The organism is Nakamurella endophytica, from assembly GCF_014646215.1.
GTDB lineage: Bacteria > Actinomycetota > Actinomycetes > Mycobacteriales > Nakamurellaceae > Nakamurella > Nakamurella endophytica.
This window is the reverse complement of sequence record NZ_BMNA01000003.1, coordinates 695,138-712,123: the sequence shown is the minus strand read 5'-3', so window position 1 is coordinate 712,123 and position 16,986 is coordinate 695,138. Positions and strand designations below refer to the sequence as shown.

The window sequence follows — 16,986 nt, the reverse complement described above, 5'->3', positions numbered from 1 at the left end:
GACGGGCTCCGGATCAGGACGGGAGCTTCTCCGGGCCCTGCCCGACCAGCGGGGTGGGCTCGACCGACCACGGGTCCTTGGCGTTCACCAGGGTGTCGACCCAGCCGGCCACGTCGTTGTCCCACTTCGTGTACTGCTCGAAGTCCTTGGGCGTGGCGCAGACCAGCTTGAACAGGCTGTCCCGCTTCTCGTGCGGCAGGGTCGACGGGTCGATCTTTCCGGTGGCCGCCAGGTAGGCGGTGTAGAGGCCGATCGAGGCCGCCATGAACCCGCGGTGGAAGGTCTCGCCGACCACCGGGCTGTTCGGCTGCTTCATCAGCGAGACCACGTCGGGGTACAGGCCGTCCGAGACGTACTTGATCTTGTCGTAGACGTTGGCCTTCTTGGTCGCCTGCGTGGCACCGATGATCATGGCGTCGTCCGCGGCCCAGATCCCGTCGATCTGGTTCGGGTACTTGGTGAGCAGGTTCTGCGTCACCGACAAACCGAGCTGCGGGTCCCAGTTGGCCGGCTGCAGATCGAGCAGCTTGATGTTCGGGTAGGCCTTGAGCGCGTTCTTGAAGCCGGCGACACGGGTCTGCGACGTGGTGCTGTCCAGCACGCCGGCCAGGCCGACGACATTGCCCTTGCCGCCGAGACTCTCGGCCAGCGCCTTGCCGGTGCACTCGCCGCTCTCGACGCCGGAGTACTTCTGGAAGGCGACGAAGTTGTTGCCGACGTCCCAGGGCTCGAGGTTGTCCGGCTTGTTCCACCAGATCGTGACGTAGCCGCCGGCCTGCTTGACGGCGTCGACGATCGGCTTGGCGTCGGAGCTGGCCACGGTGTTGACCATCACCACGGCCTTCTTGCCGCGCGCCAGAATCGCCTGGATCTTGCTGATCTCGGTCTGGCTGGAGCCCTGCGAGTCCACGACCTCCAGCGGCACCCCGAGCTTGGCCGAGAGCGCCTTCGCGCCCTCGATCATCGAGGCCATGTACGGATTGGTGGTGTTGATCACCGAGGCCACGAGCACGAGGTCGTCCTTGGCGATGGGGGCCGCGGAACTGCCGCCCCCGCTGCCGCTGTCGCTGGAGGCGTTCGTCTTCGAACAGCCGGCCAGCAGCAGGGTGGCCGCCGTGACGGCCGCCGCGATCCGCGCCAGGCGTCGTCGGGAGGTGCGGTGCATGGGTTCTTCTTTCGGGTCGGTGGTGGGCACGGCCGGAAGGCGGTCAACTGCATGGAAATGCGACGCCCGAATGTCGATGACCAATTGTTGCGACTCGGGGGCGACTGTGTCAAGGCTCACGATCGAGCCGTGACCTGCGAGGACGCTGTCGCGACGGTGGTGTCACCGCCGCGGAATGGGCGCGACGCAGCGGTTCCGCACCGTCGCGCGCGCTCCCGCGGGCGGGACGGCGCGACTGCTCAGCGGAATGTCCGGAAGAACGTCCGCACGTCGTCGACGTAGGTGTCCGGCACCTCGAGCGGCGCGAAGTGGCCGCCCTCGTCGTGCACGCGGTACTGCTGCAGGTTGAAGTAGCGCTCGGTCCACTTACGCGGGGGCTTGTAGATCTCACCGGGGTAGATGCCCACCGCAGTCGGCGCCGTGACCACCGGGAAGCCCTCGTGGGAGGGCCGCCAGGGGTTGCCTCTGCACTCCCAGTAGTACCGCGACGAGGTTCCGCCGGTGTTGGTCAGGAAGTACACCGCGGCCGTGGTGACCAGGTCCTCCTTGGGCCACACCCGCTCGAAGGCCTCGGTCCCGACGCCGCGCTCGGCCAGGCCCCAGAAGTAGCGCTTCTCGGTGATCCAGGCCAGCTGGCCCGCGGGCGAGTCGGCGACCAGCGCGGCCAGCGTCTGCGGCTTGGTCAGCTGCATCTCGCCGTAGCCGCTCTCGTTCTCCACGAACAGCTTTCCGCGCTCGAACCAGCCGTCCTCGCCCTCGCCGTACTGGTCGGCGGCCGGCAGGCCGAGCACCGGGTCGTAGGCCACGTCCGGCGGTGCGTCCGGGTGCTCGGCCAGGTAGTGGCTCAGTTGCGCCGGGAAGTGCGTGTACAGACCGAACAGGTCGTCGGCGTACTTGTGGCCGTGCTGCTGCGCGATCAGCGCGCCCCAGTCGCCACCGGCGGTGGCGTACTTCTCGTACCCGAGCACGTCCTTCATCAAGGTGTTCTCGAGGTCCGCGGTGTGCCAGAAGTTCCAACCGGTCTCGGTCAGCGGCGAGGAGAAACCGTAGCCGGGCAGGGAGATCAGCACGACGTCGAACGAGTCGGCGGGATCCCCGCCGTAGCTCGCCGGGTCGGTCAGCGGACCGATCACCTTGCGCAGGTCCCAGAACGTCCACGGCCAGCCGTGGTGCAGCAGCAGGGGCATCGGGTTCGGTCCCTTGCCCCTGGCGTGGATGAAGTGCAGCGGCACGCCCATCAGGTCGACCTTGAAGTTCGGCAGCTCGTTCATCCGCCGCTCGACGTCGCGCCAGTCGTACTCGTTGATCCAGTAGTCGACCAGCTGGCGGTGGTAGGCGGAGTTGTAGCCGTACCGCCAGTCGTCGTTGGCGAAGTCCTGGGGGAAGCGGGTCCGGCGCAGGCGCTCGTTCATGTCCTGGAGGTCGGCCTCCGGGATCGAGATGGTGAAGCTCTGCACGTCGTGGTCGTCGGTGGCCACGGGGTCTCCCGTCTGTGGGCGGCGCCGGTCGGCGGGTGCACCGGTGCGGGTCGGAGGTGGTGGGACGGCGCGTGGTCGGCCCGGTCCGGGCCCGGCCACGGGGGGTGGCGCGGTGGATGCCGGCGGGGCGGTTGCCTTGCGCGGCCGGCGCCGGCGCGGCCGGGCGATCAGCCCACAGTGCGGGCGTCCTGCGGCACGCCGGTGCTGCCAGGGATCGGGCAGGACCCGTGGTGCGGGAGCGCGGAGGCGGACGGACGGTCGGCCGTCACGGATCTCGGACGGGGTACCGGGTGGACCACAGCGTCTCCTTCACCATCACGACGTCGGAATGGAGGACGCGATCTGCATATTCATGCATCGCGCGGGTGGTGATGCACATGAATATGACCGAAGCCTGGCGCGGTGTCAAGGCATGCAAAGATCGGCCTCCGGGAGCGGCGCGGACCCGCGCGCGCCCCGGACACACACCCCGGTACCCGGACGCGGGGACACGGCGATCTGGCACCCGCGGTGCCGGCCGCACCTGCCTCGGTCGGGCGGTGACCAGGGGCGGTGACCAGGGGCCATCACCAGGGGCCGGGCCGGCGGTGCGTGCGCCGGCGGCTCGACGGGGTCAGGCCAGGGTGCGGGCGGCCGCGTCCGTCACCACGGCCTGCAGCGACCCGGTCCGCCGCAGCACCGCGCGCTGGCGGTCCGCGCCGGTGCCGTCGTGCAGCAGCCGCTGCACGGCGTCGTGGACGCGGTCGGCGTCGTCCCGGCCCAGGGCCGGCTCGACCAGCTGCACCAGGGCGGCCAGCACGTCGCCGGCGGGTCGCAGTCCGGCCCCGCGCGGGTCGACCAGCTCCCCGGACAGGCCGTCACGGGCGGCGCGCCAGGTGGCCGCCCGCAGCAGCTCCGGCCGGAGCTCCGGCACGGGGACGCCGCTGCGCCACTGCTGCGCCAGGACGTCGACCAGGCCCCGGATCAGCAGGGCGACGAGGACGGAGTCCGCCACGTCGGTGCAGACGTCGGCCACCCGCACCTCGACGGTGTCGTACCGGCGGGACAGCCGGGCGTCGAAGTAGACCATCCCGTCGTCCAGGGCGGCTCCGGTGGCGACCAGGTCGGCGACCGCCCGGTCGTACCCCTGCGCGTCACCGAAGCCGGTCGCCGGTCCCGCGCTGGGCCAGGACCCCCAGGCCAGCGTGCGGTAGCTGGCGTAACCGGTGTCCTGGCCCTGCCAGAACGGCGAGTTGGCCGACAGCGCGCGCAGCACCGGCAACCACGGGGCGATCCGGTCCAGCACGCCAACACCCTCGTCCCGGGACGCCACCTCGACGTGGACGTGCTCGCCGCAGGCCAGCTGCTGGCGGGCGAGCACGCCGAACTCGCGGTGCATGCGCCGGTACCGTTCGTCGGCGGTGGGGGTCGGCTGCACCGGCAGCGGGCTGGTCGCCAGGGCCACCAGCCGGACCCCGGTGGCCTGCGCGGCGGCCGCCGCCCGGCCACGCCGCGAGCGCAGGTCGCGCAGCAGCTCCCCGGCGTCGTCGGTCGGCGCCGAACCGATCTCGGCCTGCTCCCGCTTGAACTCCTTCTCGACCGGCTCGTCGTCGCCGGGCGCGGCCCGGCGGGCCACGTCGATGACCGCGGGGGCGGCGGGAGCGGGGCGGCCGTCGTCCGCGGCCAAGAGCAGCAGCTCCTCCTCGACCCCCATGGTGCGCGTCGTCACGGCGACAGTCTGCCCAGCCCGACGGCGCGACCCGCCGGCGGCTCACCGGCCGGCCGGCACGGCCTCCTGTCGCCGCACCCGGCCCGAGGACAGCGCGAGGGTGCCGACGAACCCGACCGCCAGCGCGACCAGGACGCCGAGATTGGCGAACGCCCAGCCGCCCTCCCGGCCGCCGAGACCGAACGGGCCGAGCAGGTACCCCTGCCAGTCCAGCCAGCCGGCGGCGGAGTTCGTCACCAGTCCCCAGCCGAGCGCCGTCCCGATCACCACCAGCAGGACGGCGGCCCACCGGACGGATCCGTAGCGGCCCCGCGCGTCGTAGAGGTCTGCCTCGGCGTAGTCGCGCCGGCGCAGCAGGATGTCGGCCAGCACCACGCCGCACCATGCGGAGACCGGCACTCCGAGGGTGATCAGGAACCCGGTGAACTGCGCCTGGAAGTCGCTGTGCGCCAGGAAGACCACGTACACCGCGCCGACGATCATGATCAGTCCGTCGACCAGCGCCGCCTGGTAGCGCCGCAGCGGGACACCGAGCGAGAGCAGGGCCAGGCCCGACGAGTAGATGTCCAGCACCGCGCCGCCGACCAGGCCGAGCACGGCGACGACCACGAAGACGACCAGGAACCAGGTCGGCAGCAGCTCCGCCAGCGCGCCGATCGGGTCGGCCCCGATCGCCGTCGACAGCTCGCCGGACGACCCGGCCAGCAGGGCGCCGAAGACGACCAGCAGCGCAGGTGCCACCGCGCCGCCGAGCGTGGTCCAGCCGACGATGCCGCGCGCGGATGCGGATCGCGGCAGGTAGCGCGAGTAGTCGGCGGCGGCGTTGACCCACCCGAGGCCGAAGCCGGTCATGACGAACACGAAGCCACCGAGGAACGCCGTGCCGGAGCCGGAGGGCAGCGACGAGACCGCGGACCAGTCGATGTGCCGGACCACGAGCACGGCGTAGACCACCGTCAACACGCCGGTGACGACGGTGATCCACCGTTGCATCCGCATGATGACGTCGAACCCGGCGACGCCGCCGGCGATGGTCAGCGCCACCACGACGATCATGGCGACGACCTGCACCGGAGCGCCGGATCCCCACCCCAGCCGGCCGAAGACCGTCGCGGTGGCCAGGGTGGCCAGGATGATCAGCACCGTCTCCCAGCCGACGGTCAGGATCCACGAGATCAGCGACGGCAGCCTGTTGCCGTGCACGCCGAAGGCCGCCCGGGACAGGACCATCGTCGGCGCCGAACCGCGCCGGCCGGCCACCGCGATGAAGCCGCACAGCAGGAACGACACCGTGACACCGACCAGGCCGATGACGGTGGCCTGCCAGAACGACACCCCGAAGCCGAGGACGAAGGACCCGTACGAGAGCCCGAGCACCGACACGTTCGAGCCGAACCACGGCCAGAACAGGTCCCTGGGGCGGCCCTTGCGCTCCTCGTCGGCGATGACGTTGATGCCGTTGGCCTCGATCACCCCGGTGCCGGCCGCCGTGCCCGCGGTCGCCGTGCCGGTGCCGACCGGCACCGATCCCGTGTTCCCCATGCCGACTCCTGTCCCGCGGGGTGCAGCGTGCGTGTGCTGCTGCGGCGCTGCCAGGCATTGTGCTCGCCGCAGCGGTCCGCGGACCCTCCGGCATCCGGGGCGCCGGCACCGCCCGCGTCCGTCGCCGCGCGCCCGGGCGGCACTCCGGACGCGCCGCGCCCGGCCGGTGCTGCAGCCTCCCGGCGTGCCCGTCGGGCCGTGTTCTGTTCTCATGGTCCGGATCGCCGGGTCCCGTCCCGGGACGACGCCGAGGAGGCAGCGTGAGCATCGACCGTCCCCGCACCCCCGGCGCGCCGCACCGGCGCCGCGCCGGCCGCCTGCTCCGGTCGGTGACCGCCGCCGCCCTCGCGGCCGGTGCCGTGCTGCTGTCCCCCGACGTCGCCGCAGCGGCCCCGGCGCCCGCGCCGGCCTCGCCGGTGGCGCCAGTGGCGGCCTCCCCGGTGGCGCCCGCGGCGGCCTCGCCGGCGGCGCCGGCCACGGTCCGCGCCGCAGCGGCCGGGCCGGCCGTCCGGTTCGTGATCGGGCCCGGCCGGCGCGGGTTCGACTCCTCGCACGTCGAGACACCGGCGCAGCTCGCCTGCCTGCGCAACGCCGGCTACGCGTTCACGATGATCCACGTGACCGGCACCGCCTGGCGCGCCGAACTGGCGGCGGCCAAGGCCATCACCATGCACGCGGTGCTCTACCAGGGCTACGACCCGTCGGCGTGGCCCACCGCCACGATGGGGACCGAGCGCGGGACGATCGTCGCCCAGAAGGCCCGCCAGGCCGGGTACCCGGCCGGCGCCCAGATCTTCCTCGACCTGGAGGACACCACGACGGCCTCGGCCGCGACCCTCCGGACCTGGGTGGCGAACTGGGCCAGGGCGGTCTCCGTCCGCGGGTACGTGCCGGCCGTCTACGTCGGCGTCCCGCAGCGGTTGACCGCGGCGCAGATCTCCGCTCTGCCCGGCGTGCAGGTCTTCTGGCGGTCCGCGTCCGGGTCGGCGCCGCAGGTCGCCCGCGGGTACGTCGTCCGGCAGACCGCCGTCCTCAAGGGCGCATGCCGGATCCCCGGCGGCATCGACACCGACGTCTCCGGGACGGACGCCGCCGGGCACCGGCTGATCGGCCAGGGGTGACGCCGGCGCCACCCGGGAGAGCGGTGCGCACCTCGATCCGGTGATGCTGCGTCGTGCGCTGCGTGACGACCCGCGCGTCCTGCCAGACTTCGGGGCGACGACGACACGGCGACCGAGCCGGGTGGCGACCACGGACGGAGGGGTGGGCGGTGGACACGACCGGGACCCGGACCACCGGCCTCGCGGCCCAGCGGGGCCCGGCGGAGTCGGTCGACACGACCCGGCCGGTGACGTCGCGGCTGTCCGTCGCCGCCGACCTGCTGTCGGTGCGCGAGGTGGGTCCGTGGCTGCGGGACCTGCTGGCCGCGACCGGTGCGGACGAGGGCGCACGGCTGCTCGCCCGGCTGGAGCTGGCGGTGCACGAGGTGTGCACCAATGCGGTGGACCACGCCGATCTGGCGCCGACCGACCGCATCCGGCTGGTGGGCCGGGTGCACCCGCACCGGGTGGTCGTCGCGGTGTCCGACGAGGGCCGGCCGTTCGACGGGGCCGACGCCCCCGAACCGGTGGCCGGCGTCGCGCAGGTCCGCGGGTACGGGCTGATGATCGTCCGGCAGCTGGTCGACGAGGTGGCCTACCGCCGCACCGGTACCTGGAACACCTGGCTGCTCACCCTGCATCGCTGAGCAGCCCGTCGCACGCCGGGCGACCCGGCCGCGCGGGCCCTAGCCTGACCGCCATGCCGGCCGCTGCTCCCGTCCCGACCGCCCACCGTGCCGGCCGACGACCGGCGCCCGGCCCGGCAGCCGCCCGCACGCCGGAGCCGGCGTGACCCCGGAACCGCGCACCCGCGCCGAGCGACGCCGGGACACCCTGGACCGGCTGGAACGGGACGTCGACCTGTGGGTCGCGACGGCGTCGGCGCGGGGTGTCCCGTACCTGGTGCCGCTCTCGTTCGACTGGGACGGCGAGGCCGTCTGGCTGGCCACCCCGGCCGACAGCCCGACCGGCCGGAACCTGGCGGCCGGCCGGTCCGTTCGACTGGCGCTGGGCCACACCCGCGACGTCTGCACCATCGACGGCGACGTCACGGTGCTGCCGATCGACGCGCGGAGCCGGGAGGAGGGTGACCGCTTCGCCGCGCGGACCGGCTTCGACCCGCGCACGCTGTCGACGCCGTACCGCTGGTTCCGCATCGTCCCCCGCCGGATCCAGGCCTGGCGCGAGGTCGACGAGCTGCCCGACCGTGAGCTGCTGCGCGACGGCACCTGGCGGGCCTGACGACCCGCACCCGGTCCCGAGCACCGCGCACCGCCCCGCGCGTCCCACGCCCGCCGACAGATGGAGACCCGATGAGCACCGCCGCCGCCGCCGGCACCGCAGCCCACGACGCGGACAGCCACGACCTGATCCGGGTGCTCGGCGCCCGCGAGAACAACCTCAAGGACGTCAGCCTCGAACTGCCCAAGCGCCGGCTCACCGTCTTCACCGGGGTCTCCGGCTCGGGCAAGAGCTCGCTGGTGTTCAGCACGATCGCCGCGGAGTCGCAGCGCCTGATCAACGAGACCTACAGCGCCTTCCTGCAGGGCTTCATGCCCACGCTGGCCCGGCCGGACGTCGACCTGCTCGAGGGCCTGACCACCGCGATCATCATCGACCAGGAGCGGATCGGCGCCGACCCGCGGTCCACGGTCGGCACTGCCACGGACGCGAACGCGCTGCTGCGCATCCTGTTCAGCCGGCTGGGCGACCCGCACATCGGCTCGTCGCAGGCGTACTCGTTCAACGTCGCGTCGATTAGCGGCGCCGGCGCGGTGTCCGTGCAGCGCGGCGGCGAGACCGTCAAGGAGCGGCGCAGCTTCAGCATCACCGGCGGCATGTGCCCGCGCTGCGAGGGCCGCGGCTCGGTCACCGACATCGACTTGTCCGCCCTCTACGACGACACGAAGTCGCTGAACGAGGGCGCGATCCGGATCCCCGGCTACAGCATGGACGGCTGGTACGGCCGCATCTTCCGCGGCAGCGGCTTCTTCGACCCGGACAAGCCGATCCGCGCGTACACCAAGCGCGAACTGCGGGACCTGCTGCACCGGGAACCGACCAGGGTCAAGGTCGACGGCATCAACCTGACCTACGAGGGATTGCTCCCGAGGATCCAGAAGTCCTACCTGAGCAAGGACGTCGACTCGCTGCAGCCGCACATCCGGGCCTTCGTGGAGCGTGCGGTCACCTTCACCACCTGCCCCGAGTGCGACGGCACCCGGCTGTCGGAGGCGGCCCGGTCGTCGAAGATCGACGGCGTCAGCATCGCGGACGCCTGCCGGATGCAGATCAGCGACCTGGCCGCGTGGCTGCAGGATCTCGACGAACCGTCCGTCGCTCCGCTACTCTCGACCTTGCGGCGGTCGCTGGACTCCTTCGTCGAGATCGGCCTGGGCTACCTGTCTCTGGAGCGCCCCTCCGGCACGCTGTCCGGCGGCGAGGCGCAGCGGATCAAGATGATCCGCCATCTCGGGTCGTCGCTCACCGACGTGACGTACGTCTTCGACGAACCCACGGTCGGCCTGCACCCCCACGACATCCAGCGGATGAACGAGCTCCTGCTGCGCCTGCGGGACAAGGGCAACACCGTGCTGGTCGTCGAACACAAACCCGAGACCATCGCGATCGCCGACCACGTCGTGGACCTGGGGCCCGGGGCCGGCGCGGCCGGCGGCACCATCTGCTTCCAGGGCACCGTCGAGGGACTCCGGGCCAGCGGCACGCTCACCGGCCGACACCTGGACGACCGCGCGACGCTGAAGCCCTCGGTGCGGACGCCGACCGGGGTGCTGCCCATCCGCGGCGCCACCGCGCACAACGTCCGGGACGTGGACGTCGACATCCCGCTCGGCGTGCTGGTCGCGGTGACCGGCGTGGCCGGCTCCGGCAAGAGCTCGCTGATCCACGGCTCGGTGTCCGGTCGCGACGGCGTCGTGTCGGTCGACCAGAGCGGCATCCGCGGGTCGCGCCGCAGCAACCCGGCCACCTACACCGGACTGCTGGAGCCGATCCGCAAGGCCTTCGCCAAGGCCAACGGCGTGAAACCGGCCCTGTTCAGCGCCAACTCGGAGGGCGCCTGCCCGAACTGCAACGGCGCCGGCGTGGTGTACACGGACCTGGCGATGATGGCCGGCGTCTCGACCCCGTGCGAGGTCTGCGAGGGCAAGCGGTTCGACGCGTCGGTGCTGGAGTACCGGTTCGGCGGCAGGGACATCAGCGAAGTGCTCGCCATGTCCGCCGCCGACGCGCTCGAGTTCTTCGGCAGCGGCGACGCCCGCACCCCCGCGGCGCACACAGTCCTGGCCCGGCTGGTCGACGTCGGCCTCGGGTACCTGTCCCTGGGCCAGCCGCTGACCACGCTGTCCGGTGGTGAGCGGCAACGCCTCAAGCTCGCCGCCCGGATGGTCGAGAAGGGCGGCGACCCGGCGGTGTACGTCCTCGACGAACCCACCACCGGCCTGCACCTGGCCGACGTCGCGCAGCTGCTCGCGCTGCTCGATCGGCTGGTGGACTCCGGACGCTCGGTCATCGTCATCGAGCACCACCAGGCCGTCATGGCCCATGCCGACTGGATCATCGACCTGGGGCCCGGGGCCGGACACGACGGCGGCCGGGTGGTCTTCGAGGGCACTCCGACCGACCTCGTCGCCGCCCGGTCCACGCTCACCGGGGAGCACCTGGCCGCCTACCTGGCGCGCTGACCGCCCACCCGGCACCGTCCACCGACCGACCTCGCGACCCTCCGTCCGACGCGCGGCTTGCTGGATGGCTGCATCCCGGGTCTAGACTCAGCACCGTGCAGACGGATCCGGTGGCGGACGTGCTCGAGATCGTGGGCGACCGGTGGGCGCTGCGCGTGGTGCGGGACGTCGCACTCGGTCTCCGCCGGTTCGACGACCTGCACCGCAGCACGGGCGCCCCGCGGACCGTGCTGGCCGACCGGCTGCGCCGGTTGACCGACGCCGGAATCCTGTCGCCGCGCAGCTACCGGGTGCCCGGCGCCCGGACCCGGTCCGAGTACGCCCTGACCACGGCGGGCGTGGACCTGCTGCCCGTGCTGGCCGCCCTGTCGGACTGGGGCGAGCGCCACCGCCCGGGCGGCGGCGAGCCGGAGATCGTCTACCGGCACATCGGGTGCGGCGGCCGGGTCACCGCGACCCTGCAGTGCGAGTGCGGCCGCACCACGGCCCCGGGCGACCGACTCGTCGCCCAGGTGAACCGCTGATCCCGCCGTCCCGGTCGAGCCGCGACCGGGTCACCACCGTCCCACCGGGGCTCCACCGCAGTCCCACGACCGACACCGACCTTTCCCGACCGTGTCCCGAGCACGGCCTCGAACCCCAGGAGCACCGATGACCCTGCCCGCCACCGGCGACGCCACCTTCGGCCGGGACGTCCTGGCCGCCGCCGAACCCGTCCTGGTCGACTTCACCGCCGGCTGGTGCCCGCCCTGCGTCATGGTGAAGCCGGCCCTGGAACGGATCGCCGCCGACCTGGCCGGCCGCCTGCGGGTGGTCACGCTGGACGTCGACCAGCACCCCGGGACGGCCGCCCGCTACCGGGTTCTCGGCCTGCCGACGCTGGCGCTGTTCGTCGGCGGCGAACTGGTCACCCAGCTGACCGGTGCTCGGCCGCGGGCGGCCATCCTGGCCGCCGTGGAACCGCACCTGGCGGCGGCCGCAGCTCGCTGACCCGCCGGGCTCGCGGCCGGGACGCCGGTCGCGGCGCCCGGTCCGGCGTCAGACGCCGCGCAGCAGGACCAGCGTGCAGTCGTCGGAGGCCGCCGTGCCGTCGGCGTGCTGGTCCACCGCGGCCAGCAGCGCCGGACCGAGCACGTCCACCGGCAGGGCCGCGGACTCGGCGAAGACCTGCTCCAGCGTGTCGTACCCGAACTGCGCGCCGGTCGGCCCCTGCTGGTCGACGAGCCCGTCGGATCCGATGAGCAGCAGGTCCTCCCGCCCCAGCGGCACCGCCTGGGTGCGGCCGCGGCTGTCCGGGACCACCCCGAGCGGCGGCATGGTCGCGGGCACGGTGCTGCACCGGTCACCCGCCCAGGACAGCACCGGCGAGTGCCCGGCGTTGCACAGCAGCGCCGCCGGCCGGCCCGGCCGGTGCACGCCGATGGTCATGGTGACGAACAGCCCGATGTCGCTGAGGAAGTCGTAGAGCTCCCGGCCGACGGCGGCGAGCGCGCCCGCCGGGTCGTCGTCCGCGTGGGTGTGGAAGGCGACACGCACCGCGCTGATCGCCCTGGTCATCACCACCGCGGCCGGCAGGCCCTTGCCGGCCACGTCACCGACCGCGAACCACAGTGCGCCACCCACGTTCTCGAACGCGATGAAGTCCCCGCCGGCCTGCCGGGCCGGGCTGGTGTGGGTGAAGATCCGCAGCCCCGGCACGTCCGGCGGGCTGGTCGGCAGCACGGCCTGGGCCAGCGTGCAGGCCAGCTGGTGCTCCCGCTCGATCGCGGCCCGCTGCACCCCTGCGCGGTGCAGCCGGGTCAGGGTGACCATCTTCTCCGCGGCCGCCACCACGGCCTCGATCAGCTGCAGGTCGCCGGTCGAGTACTCGGGCCCGCCCAGCCGCGCCACGCCCAGCACCGCACCGGTCACCGGGCCGCAGGCGCCGACCACCGCGGTACCGCCGAAGATCGGTACGGATCGCGGCTCGGCCACGAGACCGGCCGGCAGGCCGGCCATCCGACGGGTGAGCGTGCCGACGGCCGCCGCGTCCCCGACCGAGGTGACGGCACCGTCGTGCAGCAGCACGGCGCAGTCCGACCGGGTGAGCTCCACGGCGACGTCGAGGATGGTCTGCAGCGCCGAGTCCTCGTCCAGCGAGCCGACCGGCACCTCGATGAGCGCCCGCAGGTCGGCGATCCGGTCGTTGGAGTCGACCAGCTCCTCGACGACCCGGTTGCGCGACTCCTCGAGCGAGCGCACCAGCTCCCACGCCCGGTCGAGCACGGAGAGGCTGTCCGGGCCCACGCGCTCGTCCGCCGCCGCCGGGCTGCTCACGACGCCGCCTTCTCGACGGCGCTGAGCAGCTCGGCGACGTGCGCCTGGGTCAGGTGGTCGGTCCACATCGACTCGGTGAGGTTCTCGGCGATGACCAGGTTCTGCTGCGGCGCGTACTGCAGCGTCGCCTGGCCGCCGTTGTGGCCGATCGAGCTGTAGACCTTGACCCCGTTCCTCGTCGAGCACGGGCAGACCGGGAACGCGCCGAGACCGGTGTTGAACCGGTTGCCGATGTCGAGCATCCGGCCGAGAGACTCCTTGTCCAGCACGGTCCCGCGCCGGTAGAGCGCGTCGCCCCAGCGCAGCAGGTCCGGCACCGTCGAGACGACGCCGCCGGCCGAGAAGCCCGCCCAGCCCGCGGTCGGCGTCACGTCCAGGTGGCTGTCGGTCATCCCGGCCGGCCCGAAGACGCGCTGCTGCAACAGTTCCGCGTAGCCCGTACCGGAGAGCTGCTCGTCCAGCAGGCCGAGCGTGAGGTAGCCGGAGTTGGAGTAGCCGACCTGGCTGCCGGGCGTCCACTGCAGCGGCTGGTGGAGGACGAGCTGCAGCGCGGTCTGCGGCGTCAGCGCACTCCCCTTCACGGCGGCGTACCCGGGCGTGGTGTCGTACGGCTGGACACCGGCCGTGTGGTTGAGCAGCTGGCGGACGGTCACCTTGCCGACGTAGGGCAGCCCCGGCACCTCGCCGATCGCCGGCAGCGGGTCGTCGAGGCCGATCCTGCCCTCGTGGACGAGCTGCAGGGTGATCGCCGAGGTCATGGTCTTGGTGATCGAGGTGACGGGGAACGTCCCTGACGGGTCGAGAGCCGAGCCGTCGGTGGCCTTGCCGCTCACCAGGACGAGCTGGGAGCCGTCCGCGAACCGCACGCCGAGCTGCACGCCCGCGACACCGCGCGCGGACCGCCAGCTGTCGACCGCCGCCTGCACCTTGGCGGTCGCGGCCGACGCGGCACCACCGGCCACCGGCGCGGCGCCGGCCGGGGACGAGCCGCCACCGTCGCCCGTCGAGGCAGGACCGGCGGACGGCGCCGCGGCGGACGGCGCTGCCGCGGAGGCTGCGGCGACCGGCGCCGCTGCACCCGCCCCACCGGCCGGCTGGGCAGCGGCTCCTGCGTCGGTGCCCGAGGTCGCGGTGCCGTCGCCGGCGAAGTCGACCTGGTCCGGCTTGGCCGACGGCGCCGGCGGGAGGGCCAGCGAGTCGCCGGCGTCGGCCGCGCCGGCCGCGCCCGCCGAGGACGCCGAGGACGCCGAGGACGCCGACGTCCCGGCCGCGGCGGGCGCCGGCACCACGACGTCCACCACCAGTAGCGCGACGACCGCGCCGAGCACCATGGACCGCACCGACGAGACCCGACGCGGCACCCACCGCCCCCAGCGCTGCCCCCACCGGCGCAGCACGGCCGGGTCGTCGCGGCCCGGCCACCACTGCGCGGGCCGCCCGGCGGCGTGGTCCTCCACCCGTCCGAACAGCACCGACAGCACCACGACGAGCGGGAACACCACCAGCAGCACAGCGACCCTCGGGATGCCGGGCGCGAACTCGGCCCGCAACCAGTAGGCGCCGACGATCGCGATGGGGTGCCAGAGGTAGACGGTGATCGAGCGACGGCCCAACCAGGCGACGACGGGTGCGAAGAACCGGTGCGACGTCGCCCGCCCTATCCACCGCTCCCCGGCCAGGAACAGCCCCAGCCAGCCGACGCCCACGAACAGCAGCAGGGGGTACGAGTCGTTCACCACGAGCGTCGCCGGGTGCACCACCTGCACCCAGACGACCGCCGCCGCCCCGCCGATCGCGGCCCACTCCAGCCGCCCGAGCCGGTCGACCGTGCGCAGCGCGCCGTCGCTGTGGCTGAAGCCGAGCACCCAGAAGAAGCTGAACGTGGCGAGGTCGCCGAGGTAGTACTTGGCCACCGCGAAGCCCGGCGGCGCCATCCCGGGATTGCGGATGAGGAAGTCGACGACGAAGACGGCCGCCAGGGGGACGAGCAGGACCCGCAGTCCCCACCTGCGGTGCGCGCGCCGCAGCAGCGGCGACAGCAGCAACAGCCACAGGTAGCAGCGCAGGTACCACAGCGGCGCCGACGCCCAGCCGGCCTCCCAGGCCGAGCCGTGCGGGTCGACCAGCGGGAAGACCCAGGCCACCAGGGACAGCGGGTGCAGCGCGGTCTCCGGCGACGGGTCCAGCCGCTGCACCAGCACCAGCACGCTGAGCACCACGGCACCGAAGACCCAGAACGGCAGCAGCAGCCGCCGGAGCCGGCCGCGCAGCAGCTCCCGCCACGGGCGCCGGTCGAGGCTGCGGGCGAGCAGGCTGCCGGCCACGAAGAACATCGCCGGCATGGCCGCCACCAGCCAGCTCACCACCGCCACGGCGAGGGTGTGCCAGATGACGACGCGGATCAGGGCGATGGCCCGGACGGTGTCCAGGAAGCCGTCGCGGGCACCCGCCCGGCGCGGGGCGGGCGTGGCCGCGGCGTCAGGAGCCGGCGTGGCCGGACGGTCCAGGACGGCCGTCATGCGGGGGTCACCGTCCAGTCGTCGAACTCGACCGCCGACCGCGAGCTGACCAGGCCGAGGTGGCCGCCGCCGGTGCAGGTGAACTGCCCGACGCGCTTGCCGTCCCAGGACACCGTGCAGCCGGATGCGGCGACCGCCACGGACACCGTGTGCCACTTCTTGACGTCCTGCTGACCGGCCAGCGCGGCCCCGCCCAGGAACTTGTAGGTGCCCGACGTGGCGTCGTAGCGGCCCCAGCGGACGTAGTCCTGGCCGGCCAGGTCGACGATGACGGCGCCCTGCCGGGACCCGGCCGCCGGCTGCGCCAGCATCAGGCCGGCGTTCATGGTGCCGGAGGTGCCCCGCAGCCGGACGGACACCGTGTAGGCGGCCGGTGCGGCGCCGGAGTGCTGCGTGATGAAGTCGTAGCCCGAGTCGTCGGTCTGCCGGTAGGTGCCGCCCGACTGCTCCCAGCTGCCGGTCAACGGCTCCCACGCGCCGGAGTCCCGGACGAAGGGGTCCTTGGTGGCGGCCAGCACCGGGTCAGCGGCTGCGGGGGCCGAGCCGGACGCCGATGCGGCGGAAGCGGAGCCGGAGGCGGAGGCGGAGGCGGAGGTCGGAGCGGAAGTCGGGCCATCGACTGCGGTGTCGGCGGCGGGCGTCCCCGTGGCGGCGGACGTCGCCGTGGCGGCGGCCGCCGCGGGTGCGCCGGTGGCGGCCGGGTCCGACGGCGGCGCAGCGGCCGCCGCCGATCCGGCGGACGGCGCCGCGGTGCCGGCGGACGCTGTGGTCCCGGCTCCGGTGCCGGCTCCTGTGCCGACTGTGGTGCCGGCGGCGGTACCGGCGGAGCTGCCGGCGGCCATCGGGGCGACGGTCCACGACGCGGGCGTCGCGGCGGCGTCGCCGGGCACCCGGACGAGCCACTGCGCAGTGGTGCCGGCCGTCACGACGCTGGCCTGCCAGGACACCGCCTCGCCGCCGGGAAGGCCGGACAGGGCGGACGCCACCGGCGCGAGGGCCTGCTGCAGGATCCCCGTCAACTGGCTTTGGGTGACGTCGTGCAGCGTGCTCACCACGACGATCCCGGTGCCCGGGAGGTAGCCGGCCGTGGACTGGGTGACCGTGCTCTGACCGGTCAGCCCGGCGTTGACCGAGGTGGCCGTGGCCGCCCAGTCGCCGCCGGCGGGCGATCCGCCGGGCCGGACCAGGAGGACGCCGACGAGGCCGGCCAGCACGACCAGCAGGGCGACCCGGGCGCGGACGCCGAGCACCCGACGGGCCTGACTCTCCGTGTCCACCGATCTGCGGCGCCGCGGCGGGGACGGCTGCGCATCCGGAGCCGCAGCCGGCTCCGGCGGCGACGGGACCCGGGTGGTGTCCGGCGCGGTGTCCAACGACACGGCCGCCCCTTTCGACGATTGTCACTCCTCTGCCGCCGCACACTCCTCGCGACGGCGATGTACGAACTGTAGCGG

At 73.6% G+C, this 16,986-nt stretch carries 13 protein-coding genes; 6 read left to right on the top strand and 7 right to left on the bottom strand.

Annotated elements, in window-relative coordinates:
* Positions 1 to 13: 13 nt before the first annotated feature.
* The 4 genes from IEY37_RS10360 to IEY37_RS10345 all read right to left on the bottom strand — a co-directional run bounded on the left by IEY37_RS10360 (position 14) and on the right by IEY37_RS10345 (position 5,893).
* Positions 14 to 1,165, bottom strand: a complete 1,152-nt coding sequence (locus IEY37_RS10360; RefSeq protein ID WP_188941418.1) for a sugar ABC transporter substrate-binding protein — start codon at positions 1,163 to 1,165, stop codon at positions 14 to 16.
* A gap of 239 nt (positions 1,166 to 1,404) precedes the next feature.
* The gene (locus IEY37_RS10355) at positions 1,405 to 2,643 is read right to left on the bottom strand and encodes an epoxide hydrolase family protein (protein WP_188941417.1); all 1,239 of its coding nucleotides are present in this window, start codon (positions 2,641 to 2,643) and stop codon (positions 1,405 to 1,407) included.
* Between the two features lie 613 nt (positions 2,644 to 3,256).
* Positions 3,257 to 4,351 carry a carboxylate-amine ligase gene (locus IEY37_RS10350; protein WP_229674258.1) on the bottom strand — a complete coding sequence of 365 codons (1,095 nt, stop codon included), beginning with the start codon at positions 4,349 to 4,351 and terminating at the stop codon, positions 3,257 to 3,259.
* Between the two features lie 42 nt (positions 4,352 to 4,393).
* On the bottom strand, positions 4,394 to 5,893 hold the full coding sequence (locus tag IEY37_RS10345; protein WP_188941416.1) for a purine-cytosine permease family protein: 1,500 nt from the start codon (positions 5,891 to 5,893) through the stop codon (positions 4,394 to 4,396).
* 260 nt (positions 5,894 to 6,153) lie between these two features.
* Between IEY37_RS10345 and IEY37_RS10340 the strand changes: the two genes are divergently transcribed.
* The 6 genes from IEY37_RS10340 (at position 6,154) to IEY37_RS10315 (ending at position 11,687) form a co-directional block, all read left to right on the top strand.
* Complete coding sequence (locus IEY37_RS10340) at positions 6,154 to 7,014, top strand: glycoside hydrolase domain-containing protein (protein ID WP_188941415.1); 861 nt, start codon at positions 6,154 to 6,156, stop codon at positions 7,012 to 7,014.
* A gap of 149 nt (positions 7,015 to 7,163) precedes the next feature.
* On the top strand, positions 7,164 to 7,640 hold the full coding sequence (locus IEY37_RS10335) for an ATP-binding protein (protein WP_188941414.1): 477 nt from the start codon (positions 7,164 to 7,166) through the stop codon (positions 7,638 to 7,640).
* A gap of 142 nt (positions 7,641 to 7,782) precedes the next feature.
* Entirely contained in the window at positions 7,783 to 8,235 is a 453-nt protein-coding gene (locus IEY37_RS10330) for a pyridoxamine 5'-phosphate oxidase family protein (protein WP_188941413.1), read from the top strand.
* A gap of 71 nt (positions 8,236 to 8,306) precedes the next feature.
* A complete protein-coding gene (locus tag IEY37_RS10325) occupies positions 8,307 to 10,697 on the top strand; it encodes an ATP-binding cassette domain-containing protein (RefSeq protein ID WP_188941412.1) in 2,391 nt (796 codons plus the stop codon).
* A 95-nt stretch (positions 10,698 to 10,792) separates the two neighbouring features.
* Positions 10,793 to 11,221: a winged helix-turn-helix transcriptional regulator gene (locus IEY37_RS10320; protein WP_188941411.1), complete on the top strand. Its 429-nt coding sequence runs from the start codon at positions 10,793 to 10,795 to the stop codon at positions 11,219 to 11,221.
* Between the two features lie 127 nt (positions 11,222 to 11,348).
* Complete coding sequence (locus tag IEY37_RS10315; protein ID WP_188941410.1) at positions 11,349 to 11,687, top strand: thioredoxin family protein; 339 nt, start codon at positions 11,349 to 11,351, stop codon at positions 11,685 to 11,687.
* 48 nt (positions 11,688 to 11,735) lie between these two features.
* On the opposite strand, the gene IEY37_RS10310 is transcribed toward IEY37_RS10315, so the two are convergent.
* The 3 genes from IEY37_RS10310 to IEY37_RS10300 are packed head-to-tail and all read right to left on the bottom strand — an operon-like array spanning position 11,736 to position 16,809.
* Positions 11,736 to 13,013: a PP2C family protein-serine/threonine phosphatase gene (locus IEY37_RS10310; protein WP_188941409.1), complete on the bottom strand. Its 1,278-nt coding sequence runs from the start codon at positions 13,011 to 13,013 to the stop codon at positions 11,736 to 11,738.
* Positions 13,010 to 15,532: a serine hydrolase gene (locus tag IEY37_RS10305; protein ID WP_188941408.1), complete on the bottom strand. Its 2,523-nt coding sequence runs from the start codon at positions 15,530 to 15,532 to the stop codon at positions 13,010 to 13,012. The genes IEY37_RS10310 and IEY37_RS10305 overlap by 4 nt, the downstream gene beginning before the upstream one ends.
* Complete coding sequence (locus IEY37_RS10300) at positions 15,529 to 16,809, bottom strand: hypothetical protein (protein WP_188941407.1); 1,281 nt, start codon at positions 16,807 to 16,809, stop codon at positions 15,529 to 15,531. The genes IEY37_RS10305 and IEY37_RS10300 overlap by 4 nt, the downstream gene beginning before the upstream one ends.
* Positions 16,810 to 16,986 lie beyond the last annotated feature (177 nt).

What these genes read in the sequence shown, in the direction of transcription:
- IEY37_RS10345 (WP_188941416.1), bottom strand. Translation starts at nt 5,893, where the DNA reads ATGGGGAACACGGGATCGGTGCCGGTCGGCACCGGCACGGCGACCGCG.
- IEY37_RS10325 (WP_188941412.1), top strand. Translation starts at nt 8,307, where the DNA reads ATGAGCACCGCCGCCGCCGCCGGCACCGCAGCCCACGACGCGGACAGC.
- IEY37_RS10360 (WP_188941418.1), bottom strand. Translation starts at nt 1,165, where the DNA reads ATGCACCGCACCTCCCGACGACGCCTGGCGCGGATCGCGGCGGCCGTC.
- IEY37_RS10315 (WP_188941410.1), top strand. Translation starts at nt 11,349, where the DNA reads ATGACCCTGCCCGCCACCGGCGACGCCACCTTCGGCCGGGACGTCCTG.
- IEY37_RS10305 (WP_188941408.1), bottom strand. Translation starts at nt 15,532, where the DNA reads ATGACGGCCGTCCTGGACCGTCCGGCCACGCCGGCTCCTGACGCCGCG.